Below are 17,394 nucleotides of genomic sequence, written 5' to 3'. Positions count from 1 at the left end.
CGTCAACTTACTTTCGAAGTCGATTCCTCCATTTTCTCAAGTCTTTTTTCAATTCTCGCCCCGCAGCGTGCATCTGTTGTCTGTAGGAGCGATAGTTGGGATGATCTTTTGGTAAAGCATTTCCTGATACATTAAGAAGCGAACCAAAGCCTGTTTGAGACGCTCGCCAATCAAAATAGTCTGTTGGCGAACCATACTCAGACATTTGAAACAATTGTAAATACGAGGGATCTTCTTCGATTCCAACCAATTCATCTTGATAGCAATAGATATTAAACAGGTAACGATTCCCTTCCTCCTTGATGCTAAAAAGCGGCTCATTCTCCATCATCCACCATCAATTCCTTTACCATGATCGTGTGCTGCTCAATCATTTTTTCGTGTTTCTTGCTTAGATTGGTTTCATTCAATAATTCATTGATCTTATGGGTATGATTCCCTTGATCAATTAGTAGTAACATTTTCAACGTTGGAGCCACCTGTTTTCGTACCCAAGCGATTGTCTGATCCAATTCGATAGGTTTAGGCGCCGTAGTCAGTTTTAATTGTTCTCGATTCTCACCCATGAAGTGTGCCCAAGAAGCATCCATTGCCCATTTGGATTTCTTCTTAGCTTTGTTCACTTCTAAAAAGGTGATGTACGAGTGAATAATATTGAAGACTGTCTTTTCGCAATTGCGGTAAATCAATAAATCCTGTATCGCATGATAGGCACGGTCATTTTTTAAGCGAATCTCATACCGATTCTTGATATCAGCTTCCTCTAAGGGCATTCCTTTTTTAATCATCTGTTCGATGTTTTTTTCATAGAAGCAAAAATAGATGTCACTTTTCAGCGAGCCAATATAGAGCGTCGTCCCAACAAATTGTTCTTCGGATTCTTCAGCAAACTTACCTGAACCCAATTCTTGAAAGGAGCGAAACTTTGAAGTCAATTCTCTACGTCGACACTTTTCAGCTAAATACGGTATCGACAAAAAACCAACCTTATCATTGATCGCAAGGTCGATTCGTTTATAATGAACATTCTCTTTTTCACACTGCATAAAAAAATCAAACCAACTTCGACCTTGAGCCACCAACAAGCTTTCAAATTCTCGACAACCTTGACCTTTCAATTCGATCAGCGTTCCTTTTTCATCTTCTTCTGGTGAAATCATGACTTGAATATGGCTATACACGTATTTAGCGATATAGCCATAAAAGGCATAATCCTCATACAACATATATTTCATCTTGATCTTCAGGATACCTTCAATCACATGTTTGACATCATGAGTATCAAAGCGCAAGCGAACATAATCAAAAACAAGTTCCAACCCTTTGTTTGGATTGAGTTGTTCCAACGCAGTAACGATAGCTGCTTGCATCTTTTCCGATGGGCGATAGTTCTCCGTTTCGATCATACTGATGTATCTTCTGGAACACCCACTTTCAACTGCTAATCGCTGTTGAGAAACTTGATATTCCGTTCGTTTTTCTCTAAGCCATTGTGCAAAATTCACCATTTCCCTCCAAACAAAAAAGATGAGAAAAAAGAGGTGATTTTTTCTCATCCGATATTTCTAAGAAACCACTTGATACATCAAGGTTCTTAGTGATTATTCAGTTGTAAAACAAGTATTTACTACCCCCCTAGTTAGATACTGGGGGTTTCTTCTTTGCGGCGCGCAAGCGCGCCACAAAGGCAAGCTGCCAGCTCGCCGCTCAGCACTGGGGTGCCGCGTCGGCTGTTGCTTGATGGAAGTTACTAATTTATGTTTTTTATTTGACAGAACGATTTAAATTATTGACTGAAATATCCAGTCATTTTTCATTTTGTTATAGAGCTCATCGCTAAATTTTTCCTGGGGCAAAGCATATACATTAAGGTATTTAGTACGACTCAGGGCTACATAAAGATGATTTCTATCTTGTTCGCTAAAAACAGTATCGCCATTTTTGAGATAGCTTTCCATTAATACATCATCTAAATCTTCCCAGTCCGAGTTTTTCGTTTTGCCTTTTCCATATATTAAGACAGATTTTAGTGTTTCTCCCTTTGACGAATGTATTGTGAACACATCATCAGAAGTCAAACTTGAGGATTTCTCTTCTTGAGCAATATCAAAAAATGTTAAAACATATTTAATAAATCTGTTGTTTTTATTTATTTTCCCTCCCGATAGTTTCCCAAGTAAGTTATTGATTGATAGAACAAGACTATTTGAGTTCCCTTGTTTTTCAATTAAAAAAGTTATCAGTTCTCCAATAATGAGACTGTAGTCTTCACTATTAACTATTTTTTCCGAAAGGATTGATTTATCGTATTGCTGTCCAGGGTTATTAAGAATTATTTTATTAATTAGTAAATCATCCAGGTTTCGTTTTATTTGATAAGTACTTATCCCTTTACTTACATTATTTTTTTCTACGTATTTCTTACTAGGAAAAAGGTCACATGTCTTAGCTTTCAGACGAACTAAAATTTTACTGTTCTCAACATCGCTCACAAAACTATTGTTATTCTCAGAAAAAGTGGAAATGATTTCAGAGAATGCATCAGGGATTTTACTAGGATCCTTATATAGTAGTAAAACAGGTTGGTGCGAGTTTCTCAAATTATTGGTACTTCTAATAGTCTTTTTTCCTGCTATAACATTTAGCGGATTAGCAATAGCTTGTGAAAAACGTTTCGTTTCAGATAAATGTTTCGTCGGAATTGAAATGTGCTTTTTGAAATCTGTTTCATAGATTAATTGATATGGATCACCAACCAACTGAAAAACATGGTTACTACTGTTAAATAAATCAAAAAGAAGCTTAGTACCTAAAGAATTAGTGTCCTGATATTCATCTACAAAAACATACCTAAATCTTTGAGCAATGATTTTGCTATAGTGATTACTACTAGCTAAAAATGCTTCAGATATAGAAAAGGTTTCAGCATGTCTTAAATATCCTTTAGCTAATCTTGCCATTCTAACTGGCTCTATCCATTTTCGAGCATCTTCAAATTTTTTCCATTCATCTGTGTTTTGTAGTACTAATTCTTTTGTAGAACTATCAAACATAAACGGGTAGTTGCAAGCTCTAGAAGCATACGCAGACAAAATACCTTCTTTATCTTTTGCTCTTAGCCAGCCGTTTTGATTACATAATAAAATTCTATAGGAAGAATTCATATACTTGTTCGCACTCGAATCCTCTTCTATGAAATTCAGTGTATTGCATTTGAAATTCTTCTTTAAATATGGAGCAACACAATATCGATTAAAAAACTCGTTTATCGTTCCAATGAAATGAGGGTGTCGCATACTATTTATCCCCAATGATTTTAAGGATTTTACAATTTCTTGAACAGCTACATTGGTGTAAGTTATTACGCAAACCCCTTCAGTTGAACCTTCATCAGACAATTTTTTTAACAATAAAGCGATTTTCATACTTAATGAGGTTGTTTTTCCTGAGCCTGGACATGCATCAAAGTAGCAAGATTCAAAAGAATCAATAAAGCTAATCTGTTCTTTCGAAAAGGAACCACCATACAACAGTTTTGATTCAAATTCAGAAAAGAATGATAAATTAGATAACATTTAACTCATTCCTCCCGCATGTTTTATTGTCTCTACTAAATAATTCAGTTTTGGGCAACTTGCTATTAAATTTTTATACTTGTTGGTGTCAGTCAGAAGCTTGTCTGATAGAAGTTGAGCGCAAATAGCCTTAGAAATCTTTTTTTCTATGAAAAAAGAATACACGGTTGTTGCATATTCGAGTTCATCCTCAATCTCCTCCCATTTTTTCTTCATTTTTTCTCTATGAGCTATAAGAGTGTATGCCTGATTTAAGATTATATCTGTTAATTCATTTTTTAGGCTACTCATTAAGAGAGTGTGTTCTAATGTCCAAGGGGTTGAGAGAATTACTTTTGTGTTTTCTACTTTATCAAATAATTTTTCCTTAATAGCTAGCTGCTTTGCATCAAGCATCTCTTGGAAACATGTGGTTGTTTCAGAATAATTGGACAAAACATTATCAACTAAAGATTCTGTTTGCTTAGTAATAGTAGTCAGGGTTTCTGCTGAGTTTTCAGAATTCTTTGATTTGCGAGACAATCGCACAATCTTCTCGATAATTTCTTTTTTCTCTATAAAGATATGGTTAGTTAGCTCTAATTCATCTAAATTCAAGTTGAGCCCTTGACTTATTTCTTCAACCATAGTCTCACTTAAGCGTATATAAGAAACTCCTACATCACTGAAATAACAAGGTGGTTTCAAATCTAAGTCTGTCAAAATAGCAACCGGAAAAAGCATAAAAGGATCTTTTTTTCTTAAAAAAATAGAAGAATATCTTTTGAATGCGAGACTCCCAACATTTACAATTGATATTCCGTACCGGTGAAGAGGATAGCCTACGACTTCAGCAATTGTAGGTAATAGTAGGTTTTCAGCATCACCTTCTACAAAAATGACACCTTTAGCAAAAAATAGGTTTGCTTTTGTAGCATCTAAGAATCTATCAAGAAATTTGTAGTCGTCTTCTGATAGTTTTGTCTCATTAGTATCCATTGAAAAAGTTTGGTCTTTATAAATCATAATGATTTTATCAACAGATACAACTGACGAAAGGGTTGTACTGTGAGTGGTTAATATTATTTGAGAATGTGAGTTTTGAATATCATTCTCTAAATGTTTTATAATTCGAAGTTGAGCTTGCGGATGTATATGAGCTTCGATCTCTTCAACCAAGGCTATTCTTGGTCCAATGGTATTAGGTTGATTTAATAGGAGTAATTCTAGGGCTATAAATAGTAAATTCGAACTTCCTAACCCTGAACCAATTTCGTCAAATTTCAATTCAATTTTTCTGAGTAACTCAGCAAACTTAACATCTTTACTTAAAATATTAGCAGAGTGAGGTGTATTTTCATCAAAAAAAACATCAGTAGTTTTTCGTATAGGATTAAGAACAGGTTCATCTAATTCAGACCGTAACGCTTCATAAGCATTTGAAAAAGATTCTAAAATCTCTTCTGTTTTCTCAGAATTATCAGAGTAAGTTGGCAGACTTTGAATAATTTGAGAAAGTCTAGAATGATATCCAGGACTTAGTTCACTCGAAGCATCCCTTAGAGGTTTCAAATATGTGGTCGCTAATAATTGTCTAGCTTCTTCCAAAAAAGGATTTTCCAAACCCTCAGCACCACCAGTTATTGATCTTCGAATTTTATTTAGTTTGTTCATGTCAGAATATAGTTCTGCTTCAAAAACAATTCTAAGAGATGGTGTGAACTCTTTAGTGAAATCAAGCCATTCAAAGTAGTAAGCTTGTTCCTTAGTTGTCAAATCCTCAAACGTGCAAACAATTTTTAGTTTAGTTTCACCCATGGTAAAGTCTTCTTCAGATAGGTAATACCTATCCCTTGTGTTTGAACCCAAACATACTCGGATTGCGTCTATTATTGCTGTCTTTCCCGAATCATTCTCTCCAACCAATAAATTCAAACCCTTTTGAAACTTTACAGTGACACCTGGTTTAACATCGTCTACTTGTTTAAATTTTCGCCAATTAAAAAGTTCCACATTTCGTAAATACATTATTCCCTTCCCCTCCAGTCAATATGCTACAAAATTATCAATTCATACCTCAATAATAGTATAGCAGTTAAAAAAGGGGGATGGAATTTTTATTCTAAGTCATGGTATTTCTGATTCAACAACCTATTCTCGTTTGTAATATAGATGCTATCTTTAAAGGTTTATAATTACTACAGAAAGAGATTTCATTGTGAAATGAGAGATACTCGTTATTTTATTTTATAGTGATAGACTAAAATTATTATCCAACAGTACCATCAATCCCATCCGAAACCAAAGTATTCCTAAGATCATCGACCTTCATTTTATCCAACTTGTTTTTCGCAATATCTGACATTGCCTGTAATTTACTAATCAAATCATCAAAATGAATCTCATCTTCAGGATCAATGTTGGGATCATCCACCAAACCTCGAATGCCATTCTTTTTCACTAAGAATCCGACATCCAATAACCATCCTTGCAATTCTTCATCATCGGTTTCCTTTGCAAGTTTGTATAGCGTATAAATCAATTCATCAATATCCATTTGACTCAACCCTTTTCTAATTAAATGCGTTCATAGCAATTTGATAAACCACTTCCTGAGCCACACTATTTCCTGCCTGTTTAACTCTTCCCAAATAATATTTTGAGTAACTGCATAATTTAAGACAGTTGGATCAAGTTGGTAGCCATAATAGGAAATCAACGATAATCGATCCTTTTCAGCAATGGTCAACTCAGAAGGAGTAAAATCAGCGCCACCCCACAAATCAACCCCATGCTCGATACAAAAAGCTGGCACACCATCTGCTTTCTTCATGTAAACAGCATCGTCCGTCCAATGTAACCCGCCAAACCTACTCAAATTCCAAGTTGATGAATAATTGGCAACCTGATCATTCGTAACAGTTGCGGCTAATGCCATAACTGGACCAATAAAAAAAGCAGCTACAATCGTCATTAGACTAAACATTGTAGCTGCCGTTCGCAGTGTTCTATTCATTTTTTGTTTTCTCCTTTCTATCTTTAAACCAGTTTCAGATAAAAAGAAGGACTTCTATTTTTTATACTCATTTGCTATCACTTTCTTTATAGCACATGAGATTTCCAATTTTAAATAACGTACCCCAACTTCCATGTTTCAGTCAATAAAAGTATATCGCATTGAAACAAAGATAAATCATGGACTGATCCATCTCAATTCAATAACTATTCTACTGGTAGAAAACTCTGGTAGAAAAAATTAAATAACAAGAAAAAAGCGACAAATTTGCCGCTTTTGGTAGAAAATTGGAAAACTGGCAGTAAAAACGGCAACTTCTTTCTACTTTGTTTTATTGATTTTAAGCCGTTTTTACTGAGTTTTGCCACTATTTCCGATACATCTTAAACTCTAAAAAGATATCATTGTAAATCCCTATATATTCCTGCCCCAAGTCCTCATACACTTCCAAATGATTAATCACATCATCGGGCGGATAAAACTGCTCATCCTCGATAATTTCTTCAGGCAGAAGACCCATAGCCTTTTTATTAGGCGTAGAATAGCCGATATACTCTGCATTTTGAGCGGCATTTTCCGGCACTAAAAGAAAATTGATAAACGCATAGGCTCCTTCAATATTTCTAGCTGTCTTTGGAATCACAATATTATCAAACCACACATTGGATCCTTCGTTGGGAATCACATAGTGCAAATGTTCGTTGTTGTCCAACATTTCCGAAGCTTCACCGGAAAAAGTTACTGCCACCGAAGCTTCTTCATTAATCATGTACATTTTGATTTCATCTGCCACGATGGCTTTGACATTGTTCGGCAACTTCTCCAGTTTTCGGGCTGCTTGCGCTAATAGCTTGTCATCCTTGCTGTTCAGAGATTCTCCATCACTATTCAGCGCCAAGCCGATTACCTCTCTGGCTCCGTCAAACAACATCACATTGTCACGCAATTCTTCCCGCCACAAGTCATCCCAGTGCTGGATATTAGCTTCATCAACAAATTTATCATTATAAATAATCCCCAATGTCCCCCAAAAATAAGGAATAGAATATTTGTTTTCAGGATCAAAATCCAAATCCATAAAGCGGGAATCAATATTTTCTATGCCATTGATTTTCGCGTAGTCCAACGGAATCAGCATCTCTTCCGCCATCATCTTTTGAATCATGTATTCACTGGGAATCGTCAAATCATAGGCTGTACCGCCCTGTTGAATTTTTGTAAACATGGCTTCATTGGAATCAAAGGTTTCATAGCTCACTTTGTAACCTGTTTCCTGTTCAAACTTTTTAATTAAGGCAGGGTCGATGTAGTCCCCCCAATTATAAATCGTCAGCGTATTATCCCCGGTGTGACCTTGAGAACTGCGCATTTGTCTGCTGGCCACAAACAATACACTGATAATAGCGATAATGCCGATAAAAAGAACTTTTAGATTTCTCATAATGTATCCATCGCCTCCTGTCGGGAACGATTCAAAGATTTTTGCTTTTTACTGATATTCCCCTGACTGATAAAGTAATAACCAATCACCAATACCATCGAGAATAAAAATAGCAGTGTACTTAAAGCATTAATTTCCAGACTGATGCCTTGACGGGCACGGGAATAAATTTCTACTGCCAACGTAGAAAAACCATTTCCTGTGACGAAAAAGGTCACTGCAAAATCATCCAGTGAATAAGTAAATGCCATAAAGTAACCGGCAATGATACCCGGTGTGACAAAAGGAATAATCACCTTATAAATGATTTGCCAGTTTGTGGCACCTAAATCCCGGGCGGCATCAATCAGGGAAGGGTTCATTTCCTTTAATCTCGGCAAAACCATCAAGACCACAATCGGGATACTAAAGGCAATATGGGAAAGCAGCACTGATAAAAAGTTTAAACTGATGCCCAATACCGTAAAGAAAATCAAAAAGCTGGCACCGATAATAACGTCCGGAGAAACCATCAAAATATTATTCATACTTAATAATACGTTTCTATTTTGCCTGTTTTTGGTATAAAAAATCATCATGGCACCAAAAGTCCCGATGACCGTTGCCAACAAAGCCGACAAAAAAGCCAGTAAGAAAGTATCTACCACAATGCCTAACAGACGAGTATCTTCTGCCAATGCCTGATAATACTCCAACGTGAAGCCAGTAAAGCCGCTCATGTTGCCCCCGGCGTTAAAAGAATAGAAAATCAGATAAAAAATCGGCAGATATAGCAGCACAAACACAACAAATAAGTATGTCTTTGCTAGGACGCCTTTTCTTTTCTTCATGTACGGCTGCCCCCTTTACGACGCTTTTTTTCTCCTGTCAGCAACATGATAACTACCATGGATAAAATCAGAATAACACCGATGGTTGAGCCCATGCCCCAATTTTGAGTGACCATGAAGTGCTGCTCGATAGCTGTCCCCAATGTGATGACACGGTTGCCCCCAATCAAACGGGTCAGCATGAACAAACTTAGTGACGGGATAAATACTGCCTGCACACCGCTGCGCACGCCGTTCATAGACAATGGCAGAACCACCCGATGAAAAGTCTGCCAAGTATTCGCCCCTAAATCACGGCTGGCGCTGATTAAAGAAGGATTCATTTCTTCCAAAGCATTAAAAATCGGGATGACCATAAAGGGAATCTCAATGTAAGACGCCACAAAAATAAAACTGGTGTCTGTAAACAAAATCTGCTGCCGTCCGAAGCCGGCAAATGCTAAAAAGTTATTAATCGACCCGTTTACACTAAAAATACCAATAAAAGCATAAGCTTTCAGCAATAAATTAATCCATGTGGGCAAAATAATCAACATCAGCCACAATTGTTTATGAACTGTCCGGCTTAAAAAGTAGGCTGTAGGATAACTGATTAACAGCACCACCACTGTAATAATCCCCGCATATAACAAAGAATTAAAGGTCATTCGCAAAGCAGTTGCAGAGGTGAAATATTTCCCGTAATTTCCCAGCGTAAACGCCCCGTTCATATCGGTAAAGGATTGATAAACAATTAGTAAGACCGGTGCAACCACAAAAAGCAGCAGCCATAGAACATAGGGAATAGAGTACATTGTTTTAGTTTTTGTCACTGGTTATCCCTCCTGTTCGTCATCGTAGCTTTCCAGCCGTGCGTCAAACTCTTCTTCCGTTTCGCCAAAGCGCATCACGTGGATGTCTTCCGGCTCAAAGAAAAGCCCTACTTCTTCGCCGGCTTTGGCCTTACGTGTGGAATGGATCATCCATTCATTGCCGTCAGTATCAAAGCAAATAATTTCATAATGAACCCCTCTAAACAACTGTGTGTCCACAGTCACTTTCAGCTTGCCTTTTTCCACAGAAGTAATCTGAATATCTTCCGGGCGCAGCACCACTTCCACCGGTTCATTTTTACGCATCCCGCTGTCTGCACACTCAAATCGTTTACCCACAAATTCCACCAAATTATCTTCCAGCATGATGCCGTCGACGATATTGCTCTCGCCGATAAAATCAGCCACAAAACGATTGATGGGTTCGTCATAAATATCCACCGGTGTCCCGCTTTGAATGATTTCACCCTTATTCATCACAAAGATTTCATCACTCATGGCTAAAGCTTCCTCCTGATCGTGGGTCACAAAAATAAAAGTAATCCCCAGCCTTTTTTGTAATTCACGCAGCTCATACTGCATGTCCGTCCGCAATTTCAAATCCAGAGCTGATAAAGGTTCATCCAGAAGCAAGACCTCCGGCTCGTTGGCTAAGGCACGGGCAATCGCCACCCGTTGCTTCTGCCCTCCAGACATCTCGCTGATTTCACGGCTTTCAAATCCTGAAAGCTGAACCATTTTAAGCACATTTCGAACTTTTTCTGCAATTTTATTTTTAGGCATTTTTTTCAATGACAGACCAAACGCAACGTTGTCAAAAACATTCAGATGGGGAAATAATGCGTAGTCCTGAAACACCGTATTTACTTTTCTTTGGTTGGCGGGGATATCATTGACACGTTTTCCTTCCAAACGGATATCTCCTCCATCTGCTTCGATAAAACCGGCAATCAACCGTAAAATCGTCGTTTTTCCGCACCCTGAAGGTCCCAATAATGTATAAAATTTCCCCTGCTCGATTTCAAAACTGACATCTTTCAACACAGCCACTCCGTCATACTCTTTGCGGACTTCGTTGAAATGAATAATATTATTTGGCAATTCCCTGACCTCTTTTCTATAAATAAGACTCTGTGACTACCAGCAGCAGCCGGCTAGTCCCTTTAAAATTGTTTTTTATCTGGTGTCTGTCCGCAGCTTTGTAATAAATTGTTTCTCCGGCTTCGGCATAATAACGGCGCAGACCGATTTCCACACAGACTGCCCCCTCCATCACGTAAGCAAAGGTATCTGACAGCGAGGGACCAAATTCCTTGTACTCGCCTTTTTCTTCAAGGGTGAGAAAAATCGGCTCCATGTCATTTTCGTTTGAGTTGGATACTAACCACTCCACCTTGTATTTTTTTTCTTCATCAAAAAACACCGTGCGCTCACTCTCACGGTAGACAATGGTTGGTTCCTCCTGCTCTTCACTGAAAAATTCCTGCGGGGTAGACCCTAAAACTTCCAGAATAGAGAAAAAAGTTTCCATCGAAGCAGAACTCAAATTCCTTTCCAACTGGCTGATATAGCCCTTTGTCAGGTCTGTCCGCTCCCCCAGTTCTTCTTGGGTCAACCCTTTACGAATCCGAAGATTTTTAATTCTCTGCCCGATATCCATTTTATCCTCTTCCTCCTTGAAGTTAAGTGTAAGTAAACTCAAAAACACAAAAGTTTTCTAATACTAAACTAATAGTTTAGAAACAAATGTAGTATACAACTTTCATGAGCGAATTTCAAGCGTTTCATTTAAACTTTCGCCGTTTTTTTGTTACGATTTTACCTAACAAGACACAGCTAATTTTAAAGGAGAGCGCAATGAAAACATTCAAGAGTTTAGTTTACGAATTAGATGAAAAAGGACAAGTCTCCCCTGCGATTAAAGAGAACACTTTGGAAAATCTTTCTGCCGGCGAAGTCATTATTCGTGTTGCTTATTCCAGTGTCAACTACAAAGATGCCCTTGCCGCTGTCAACAGCAAATCTGGTGTCATCCGCCACTATCCTCTGATTGGCGGCATTGATTTAAGCGGGGAAGTCCTTTCTTCAACCGATAAAAGATTTCAGGAAGGAGACTCTGTGGTTGTGACAGGATATGGACTTGGTGTCAGCCATCACGGCGGTTATAGCGAAATCGCACGGGTTCCTGCCGATTGGGTTGTAAAACTTCCCGATACTTTGTCTTTAAAAGAAGGGATGATTCTTGGCACTGCGGGAGTGACTGCCGCTCTATCCGTCAACGCTCTTTTAAAACACGGGTTAGCAGAAAATAAGCAAGCCCATGTCCTAATCACAGGAGCTTCCGGTGGTGTGGGCAGTTTAGCAATCGGTATGCTGAAAAAATTAGGTTACGAAAACATAACCGCCCTCTCCAGAAAGAAAATACTTTCTAAAGATTTTTTTGACGACCTCGGCGTTGATGACACTTTAACACCAGAAGAATTGGCACCTGAAAACTTACGTCCACTCATGGCACAACGATTCGATTTTGTCTTGGACACAGTGGGAGGGAAACAGTTGGAAAAAATCCTGCCTCAAGTCAGCTATCAGGGCAGTGTCAGTCTGTGCGGCAACGCTGGCGGCATGACTTTTGAAGCTTCCGTACTGCCTTTTATTCTGAGAGGCATTAATTTGTTGGGGATAGATTCTGTTCAAATCTCACATGAAGAAAGAGTGAATTTGTGGCAACAGCTTGGCAATGAATTGAAACCGGAAAATTTAGATAGGTTCGTAAAGAAAACCGTGACTCTGACAGAACTTCCAAACCTTTTCTCCCATCTAATCGAAGGCAAGATGACCGGACGATACTTGGTAAAGTTGTGAAATTTTAAGTCCCTAATATGAAACAGCAAGGTTAAAACCCTAAATCTCCCTACAAGGACAGAGTATAAATCAAAAAGACACGTCAAAAAATGACGTGTCTTTGGTCTATTCTGAAATATATTTTTGCTTCGGGGAGAGTGTTACAAACGATTTTTTTCTTAAACAGTTCTTAACATAAACTTCATCAACTTGTTTAATTAAAGTCACACGATTTTCACATTTCTCCAGTATATTATAAGCATACCAACAAACAACCCTAACAAATCTTTTTCATTATTTACTCCTCCAAAGTAAATAAATCTCCTTTACTCCCAGTGATGAACGCTGGGAGTTTTTTTGTTTGCACAACTAGGTCTTCAAGTCTCTAAGAACAAACTGCCTCGCTAAACTATTGGCGCACTCTCTCATCTTGCCACAAAAAATCGGCAACCAGCCGGTCCACCTCTGAATTTTCATGAAGGAGTGTGTGTTGTCCTCCCAGACCTTTAATCACGTGCTCATCGTAAGAATCCACAATACCTTCAAGCATTTCCTTTAACACTGCGGCATTTTTCGTTGCAACAATGCCGTCACTCTCACTGCCATTATTCAAGTCACCGTAAATGTTCAACACTTCTAAATCTTTGGGGATTCCCGCCCGTTCCGCCATGAAAAAATCAAAATAGCGGTCAAAATTTCTTTTGCCATTCTTTTCCAGCTGGTACACCTGACTTAGCAAGGAATCTTCCAATTCTCCCTTGAAAGGGGAACCTAGCGCAATAAATTTTTTCACTTTCGGCGTCATCTCTTCATATTTTGAAGCTTGAGTCAAATAACCTAAAACAGCGACACCGCCCATGGAATGCCCCAGCATATTGATGTCAGTGATGCCAAGTTTTTTATTTAAAAATGTCATGATTTTTAACAGCCAGCTGACTTGAAGCACTGGTGTGGCGTCATTATTTTCAAAAAAAACCTGAATAATCGGATAACCCTTTTCATCTTTACGATTCCAACTACCATCGATGACCATCTCGCCGTCTTTGGTGATTTCGATTTCCAAAGCTTTATAAGCCAGTCCTGCCAAATGCCATCTGCGGATCATTCTCTGCATGGTGCGTTTGTCCCCGTGAATCCCGTGAAGCATTAATGTGGGAGCAAGTGCCTCTTTTTTCACCGCAACCGTCCGTTGTTTGGCTTGCCGAATGCTCTTGACCAGTTTGTAAGCGCCGATGCCTGCCAGACAAACCCCTGCAGCAAAAAATATTTTTTCCCTTTTGTAGCATTTTTTCACACCCTCACACTCCTCACATCCAAATTTATGATTATTTTTTAATTATGTTTTGATTTTGAGTTGAAGCTATATTGCATCTCCCAACAGGTTATTACTTTCCTTGATTAAATTGACTAGATTTTTCGGCGATAATTTTTGACAGCTGAACTGCAATTTTTTGCCCCTGGTCTCCTGCGCCCGTCAATTCAAGGAAGCGTCCCCCTTGGCTCTTTTCGTATGACAAAAGGATTTCCACATAATCCTCTGGCAATTCATCCAAAAGATTGGTGCCCCATTCCATCACGACCACACCGTCCCGGTCAAAATATTCCTCCAAACCGATACTTTCCCCTTCGCCTGATGTCAGACGGTAAACGTCCATGTGATATAAAGGCAAACGCCCCTTAGTGTATTCTCTGACGATGGTATAAGTAGGACTTTTAATCATTTGATTGATGCCTAAACCTCTGGCGATTCCTTTAGTCAGTGTCGTTTTCCCTGTGCCCAACTCTCCGGTCAGCACCAGCACAGCACCAGACTCCAGTGTTCCCCCGATTTCCTCTCCCACGCTCAGCATATTCTCTTCATTTTTTATCCAAATTTTATTCATCTGATCCCTCTTTCAGTCATCCATTGACTCTCTATCATCTGTAAAGAATGATAAACTGACTCTTAATTCTCAGACTTATTGTACCAAACTTACCTCACTGACGACAAAAAAACTGCCAAAAGATAGCTATCTTTTAGCAGTTTCATCAGGACGTTTAGGATTTTATTGTTCGATTAAAAACTGGGCAGCAGTAATGATGGAAAGTTTGTAAACATCCTCTTCATTACATCCGCGGGACAAATCAGAAATCGGTTTGTTCAATCCTTGAAGAATCGGACCAACCGCCTCGTATCCGCCTAGACGTTGTGCGATTTTGTAACCAATGTTTCCTGACTGGATTTCAGGGAACACAAAAACGGTGGCATGTCCAGCTACTTTAGAGCCGGGTGCTTTTTGCTCGCCGACAGATGCCACAAATGCAGCATCAAATTGTAATTCTCCATCAATCAGATAATTAGGAGCTAATTCCTGTGCAATTTTTGTTGCTTCAGCCACCTTAGTCACTTCTTCTGAAGCTGCCGAGCCTTTAGAAGAAAAACTCAACATGGCAACACGCGGTTCGATGTCAAACATTTCAGCTGTCTTGGCGCTTTCCACTGCAATCTCACCCAATGCTTGAGCGTCAGGGTTGATATTGATGGCACAATCAGAAAAAATATAGCTTTCTTCTCCGCGCATCATCAAAAATGCACCGCTGGTTCTGCTGACTCCAGGTTTTGTTTTGATGATTTGCAGTGCCGGACGAACAGTATCCCCTGTGGAATGAATGGCACCGCTGACCATTCCGTCAGCTTTATCCATGTATACCAGCATCGTACCAAAGTAATTAGCATCTTTTAATATCGTACGTGCCTGATCCTCTGTCGCTTTCCCTCTGCGGCGTTCGACAAAAGCTGCCACCATCTCATCAAATGCCTCATAGGTTGCCGGATCGATTACCGTAAGTGACGAAGCATCCAAGCCGTTTTCTTTAGCAAAAGTTTCCACCTCTGTCTTCACACCTACCATGATAGGTTCTACAACAGCATCTTTTTTCAAACGAATCGCTGCTCCAAGCACACGGATGTCAGAACTTTCAGGAAAAACGATTCTTACACCATTACCTTTTACCTTAGCAGTCAAACCAATTAAAATATCCAATTCCTTACCTCCATTTTTTTCGCCTACTAATTTCTATGATACACCTTTTCATTTTGAAAAAACAGGTTTTCACTTAAAAAAATCAGAATGATTATAATATTCTTTTAAAAAACTATAACAGTTTTAATTCGTTCTCCAATCAATCGGCTCCTGTCCCCACTCGCTCAACTGCTGATTGATTTTTGAAAAAGGTTTAGAACCGAAAAAACCTCGATGAGCAGATAGCGGACTTGGATGAGGTGCTTCTAGTACACAATGACGACGAGTGTCTATCATTCTTTTTTTATCCCTTGCCTGTCTGCCCCATAAAACAAAAATAAGAGGAGCAGTTCTTTGGTTTAATTTCTGAATAGCCACATCTGTCAATTGCTCCCACCCTTTCCCATGATGAGAATTAGCCTGTCCATTTCGAACGGTCAGCACCGTGTTCAGCAGCAGCACTCCCTGATTCGTCCAAGCTTCCAGATTCCCTTGGGGACTTGCAGGAATCCCTAAATCATTTTCCAGTTCTTTATAAATATTCTTTAATGAAGGCGGCAGTGCCACATCCGGCATCACTGAAAAGCTCAATCCATGGGCCTGCCCCGGTCCATGATAAGGGTCCTGCCCTAAAATCACAACTTTGACTTTTTCATAAGGCGTCCGCTGAAAAGCTTCAAATATATTTTCCATTGGCGGATAAATGGTCTGTGTGGCGTATTCCTGTTTTAAAAAATTTCTCAAATGCAGATAATACTCTTTTTGAAATTCTTCTGCCAGCTGGTCCTGCCAGCTATTAAAGATGATTGTTTTCATGTCGTCCCTTCCTTTTTCCCGATTGTTTCCGCTGCCCTCTTCTCTTGGCAAGCTTTATTTCGTTCCATTAAATCCTACATTTTCAGAATACTAAACATGGAAGGAACATGCAAATATTCTTTTTGGTTTCATTGGTATAGTTTTTTCCTAATCAATGGTAAAATGAGAGAGTAAACTGCAAAAGGAGGAACAATGATGATACAATTAATTGCATCCGATATGGATGGCACACTATTAGGCAAAAAAATGGAAGTGCTGCAAGAAAATGTCGACGCTATCCGTTTTGCTGAGGAGCATGGAGTGAAATTCATAATCGCTACTGGAAGAAACTTGTCTGAAGCACGTCCTCCATTGGAAGATGTTGGAATAGAGTGTCCAATCATTGCTGTAAATGGCGCACAAGCTTTTGATAAAGAGCAAAATGAATTATTCACCATTGAGATAAACAAAGACAGTGCCAGCGAAATCGTCCGAACCTTGGAAGATGATCAGGTCTACTTTGAAATCTGTGCGGACGGTCACGTTTATTCAAACAGTCCGGCCCAAAGGATAGAAAATATGGCGATGAATCTGGCAAACATGATGCCCCACTTGACGTTTAAGATGGCATTGTCCATGGCTACCTCTCAATTAGATGTGCTGCCAATCAAATATATCGAAAATTATCAGACCTTGCTTGAAGACGATACAGTCAGAATTTTAAAATTTATCGCCTTTTCACACGAGGAAGCCAAAGTTTTGGCACCTATCCGAAAAAATGTGGAGTTGTTACCCGATTTGATCGTAACATCTTCCTATCCCAACAACATCGAAATCAATCACCAATACGCCCAAAAAGGAATCGCCGTCAAACGGATTGCCGACAAAATGGGGATTCCGATGGAAAATGTCATGACCATCGGCGATAATTTAAACGATGTCAGTATGCTGGGTGTGGCGGGTGTCAGCTTTGCCATGGGAAATGCGGAAATCGACGTTAAAAATGTGGCAAAATATGTGACCGATGTCCACTCAGAAGCAGGAGTAGGAAAAGCCATCCGCCGTGCCATTGAAGAAAATCTGTAAAACGCATTGAGGTGATT

Annotated in this window: 17 protein-coding genes; 2 read left to right on the top strand and 15 right to left on the bottom strand. The window is 39.0% G+C overall.

Going from position 1 to position 17,394, the window contains the following annotated elements; all coding sequences use genetic code 11:
• Positions 1-7: 7 nt before the first annotated feature.
• The 11 genes from AC4PHI_RS00570 to AC4PHI_RS00520 all read right to left on the bottom strand — a co-directional run bounded on the left by AC4PHI_RS00570 (position 8) and on the right by AC4PHI_RS00520 (position 11,313).
• Positions 8-328: a hypothetical protein gene (locus AC4PHI_RS00570; protein ID WP_492200399.1), complete on the bottom strand. Its 321-nt coding sequence runs from the start codon at positions 326-328 to the stop codon at positions 8-10.
• Complete coding sequence (locus tag AC4PHI_RS00565) at positions 318-1,508, bottom strand: replication initiation factor domain-containing protein (protein WP_311055486.1); 1,191 nt, start codon at positions 1,506-1,508, stop codon at positions 318-320. Before AC4PHI_RS00565 ends, AC4PHI_RS00570 begins: the two co-directional genes overlap by 11 nt.
• Before the next feature lie 273 nt (positions 1,509-1,781).
• Positions 1,782-3,575 (bottom strand): UvrD-helicase domain-containing protein, encoded by a 1,794-nt coding sequence (locus AC4PHI_RS00560; RefSeq protein ID WP_311055487.1) that lies wholly within the window; start codon positions 3,573-3,575, stop codon positions 1,782-1,784.
• The gene (locus tag AC4PHI_RS00555) at positions 3,576-5,582 is read right to left on the bottom strand and encodes an ATP-dependent nuclease (protein WP_311055488.1); all 2,007 of its coding nucleotides are present in this window, start codon (positions 5,580-5,582) and stop codon (positions 3,576-3,578) included.
• Positions 5,583-5,823: 241 nt separating this feature from the next.
• Positions 5,824-6,111 (bottom strand): hypothetical protein, encoded by a 288-nt coding sequence (locus AC4PHI_RS00550; protein WP_428211745.1) that lies wholly within the window; start codon positions 6,109-6,111, stop codon positions 5,824-5,826.
• Positions 6,112-6,141: 30 nt separating this feature from the next.
• Complete coding sequence (locus AC4PHI_RS00545; protein ID WP_492200398.1) at positions 6,142-6,570, bottom strand: thioester domain-containing protein; 429 nt, start codon at positions 6,568-6,570, stop codon at positions 6,142-6,144.
• Positions 6,571-6,937: 367 nt separating this feature from the next.
• Positions 6,938-8,011, bottom strand: coding sequence for an ABC transporter substrate-binding protein (locus AC4PHI_RS00540; protein WP_492200397.1), 1,074 nt, complete (start codon positions 8,009-8,011; stop codon positions 6,938-6,940).
• On the bottom strand, positions 8,008-8,841 hold the full coding sequence (locus AC4PHI_RS00535; RefSeq protein ID WP_492200396.1) for an ABC transporter permease: 834 nt from the start codon (positions 8,839-8,841) through the stop codon (positions 8,008-8,010). Before AC4PHI_RS00535 ends, AC4PHI_RS00540 begins: the two co-directional genes overlap by 4 nt.
• Positions 8,838-9,635, bottom strand: coding sequence for an ABC transporter permease (locus AC4PHI_RS00530; RefSeq protein WP_492201503.1), 798 nt, complete (start codon positions 9,633-9,635; stop codon positions 8,838-8,840). Before AC4PHI_RS00530 ends, AC4PHI_RS00535 begins: the two co-directional genes overlap by 4 nt.
• A 21-nt stretch (positions 9,636-9,656) precedes the next feature.
• Positions 9,657-10,754 (bottom strand): ABC transporter ATP-binding protein, encoded by a 1,098-nt coding sequence (locus AC4PHI_RS00525; protein WP_492200395.1) that lies wholly within the window; start codon positions 10,752-10,754, stop codon positions 9,657-9,659.
• Between the two features lie 16 nt (positions 10,755-10,770).
• Positions 10,771-11,313, bottom strand: coding sequence for a helix-turn-helix domain-containing protein (locus tag AC4PHI_RS00520; RefSeq protein ID WP_492200394.1), 543 nt, complete (start codon positions 11,311-11,313; stop codon positions 10,771-10,773).
• 197 nt (positions 11,314-11,510) lie between these two features.
• On the opposite strand from AC4PHI_RS00520, the gene AC4PHI_RS00515 reads away from it, so the two are divergent.
• Positions 11,511-12,515 carry an acrylyl-CoA reductase family protein gene (locus AC4PHI_RS00515; RefSeq protein ID WP_492200393.1) on the top strand — a complete coding sequence of 335 codons (1,005 nt, stop codon included), beginning with the start codon at positions 11,511-11,513 and terminating at the stop codon, positions 12,513-12,515.
• A gap of 388 nt (positions 12,516-12,903) precedes the next feature.
• Here AC4PHI_RS00515 and AC4PHI_RS00510 read toward each other — a convergent pair whose 3' ends face one another.
• The 4 genes from AC4PHI_RS00510 to AC4PHI_RS00495 form a co-directional block, all read right to left on the bottom strand.
• Positions 12,904-13,788, bottom strand: coding sequence for an alpha/beta hydrolase (locus AC4PHI_RS00510; protein WP_492200392.1), 885 nt, complete (start codon positions 13,786-13,788; stop codon positions 12,904-12,906).
• Positions 13,789-13,879: 91 nt separating this feature from the next.
• A complete protein-coding gene (gene tsaE, locus AC4PHI_RS00505) occupies positions 13,880-14,377 on the bottom strand; it encodes a tRNA (adenosine(37)-N6)-threonylcarbamoyltransferase complex ATPase subunit type 1 TsaE (protein WP_492200391.1) in 498 nt (165 codons plus the stop codon).
• Between the two features lie 162 nt (positions 14,378-14,539).
• Positions 14,540-15,517 (bottom strand): phosphate acetyltransferase, encoded by a 978-nt coding sequence (pta, locus tag AC4PHI_RS00500; protein ID WP_492200390.1) that lies wholly within the window; start codon positions 15,515-15,517, stop codon positions 14,540-14,542.
• Positions 15,518-15,640: 123 nt separating this feature from the next.
• Positions 15,641-16,312, bottom strand: coding sequence for a uracil-DNA glycosylase (locus AC4PHI_RS00495; protein WP_492200389.1), 672 nt, complete (start codon positions 16,310-16,312; stop codon positions 15,641-15,643).
• 195 nt (positions 16,313-16,507) lie between these two features.
• On the opposite strand from AC4PHI_RS00495, the gene AC4PHI_RS00490 reads away from it, so the two are divergent.
• Complete coding sequence (locus AC4PHI_RS00490) at positions 16,508-17,377, top strand: Cof-type HAD-IIB family hydrolase (protein ID WP_492200388.1); 870 nt, start codon at positions 16,508-16,510, stop codon at positions 17,375-17,377.
• Positions 17,378-17,394: the final 17 nt, after the last annotated feature.

The organism is Vagococcus sp. QWL-13 (genome assembly GCF_058683555.1).
This window is presented reverse-complemented; position numbering and strand designations above follow the sequence as displayed.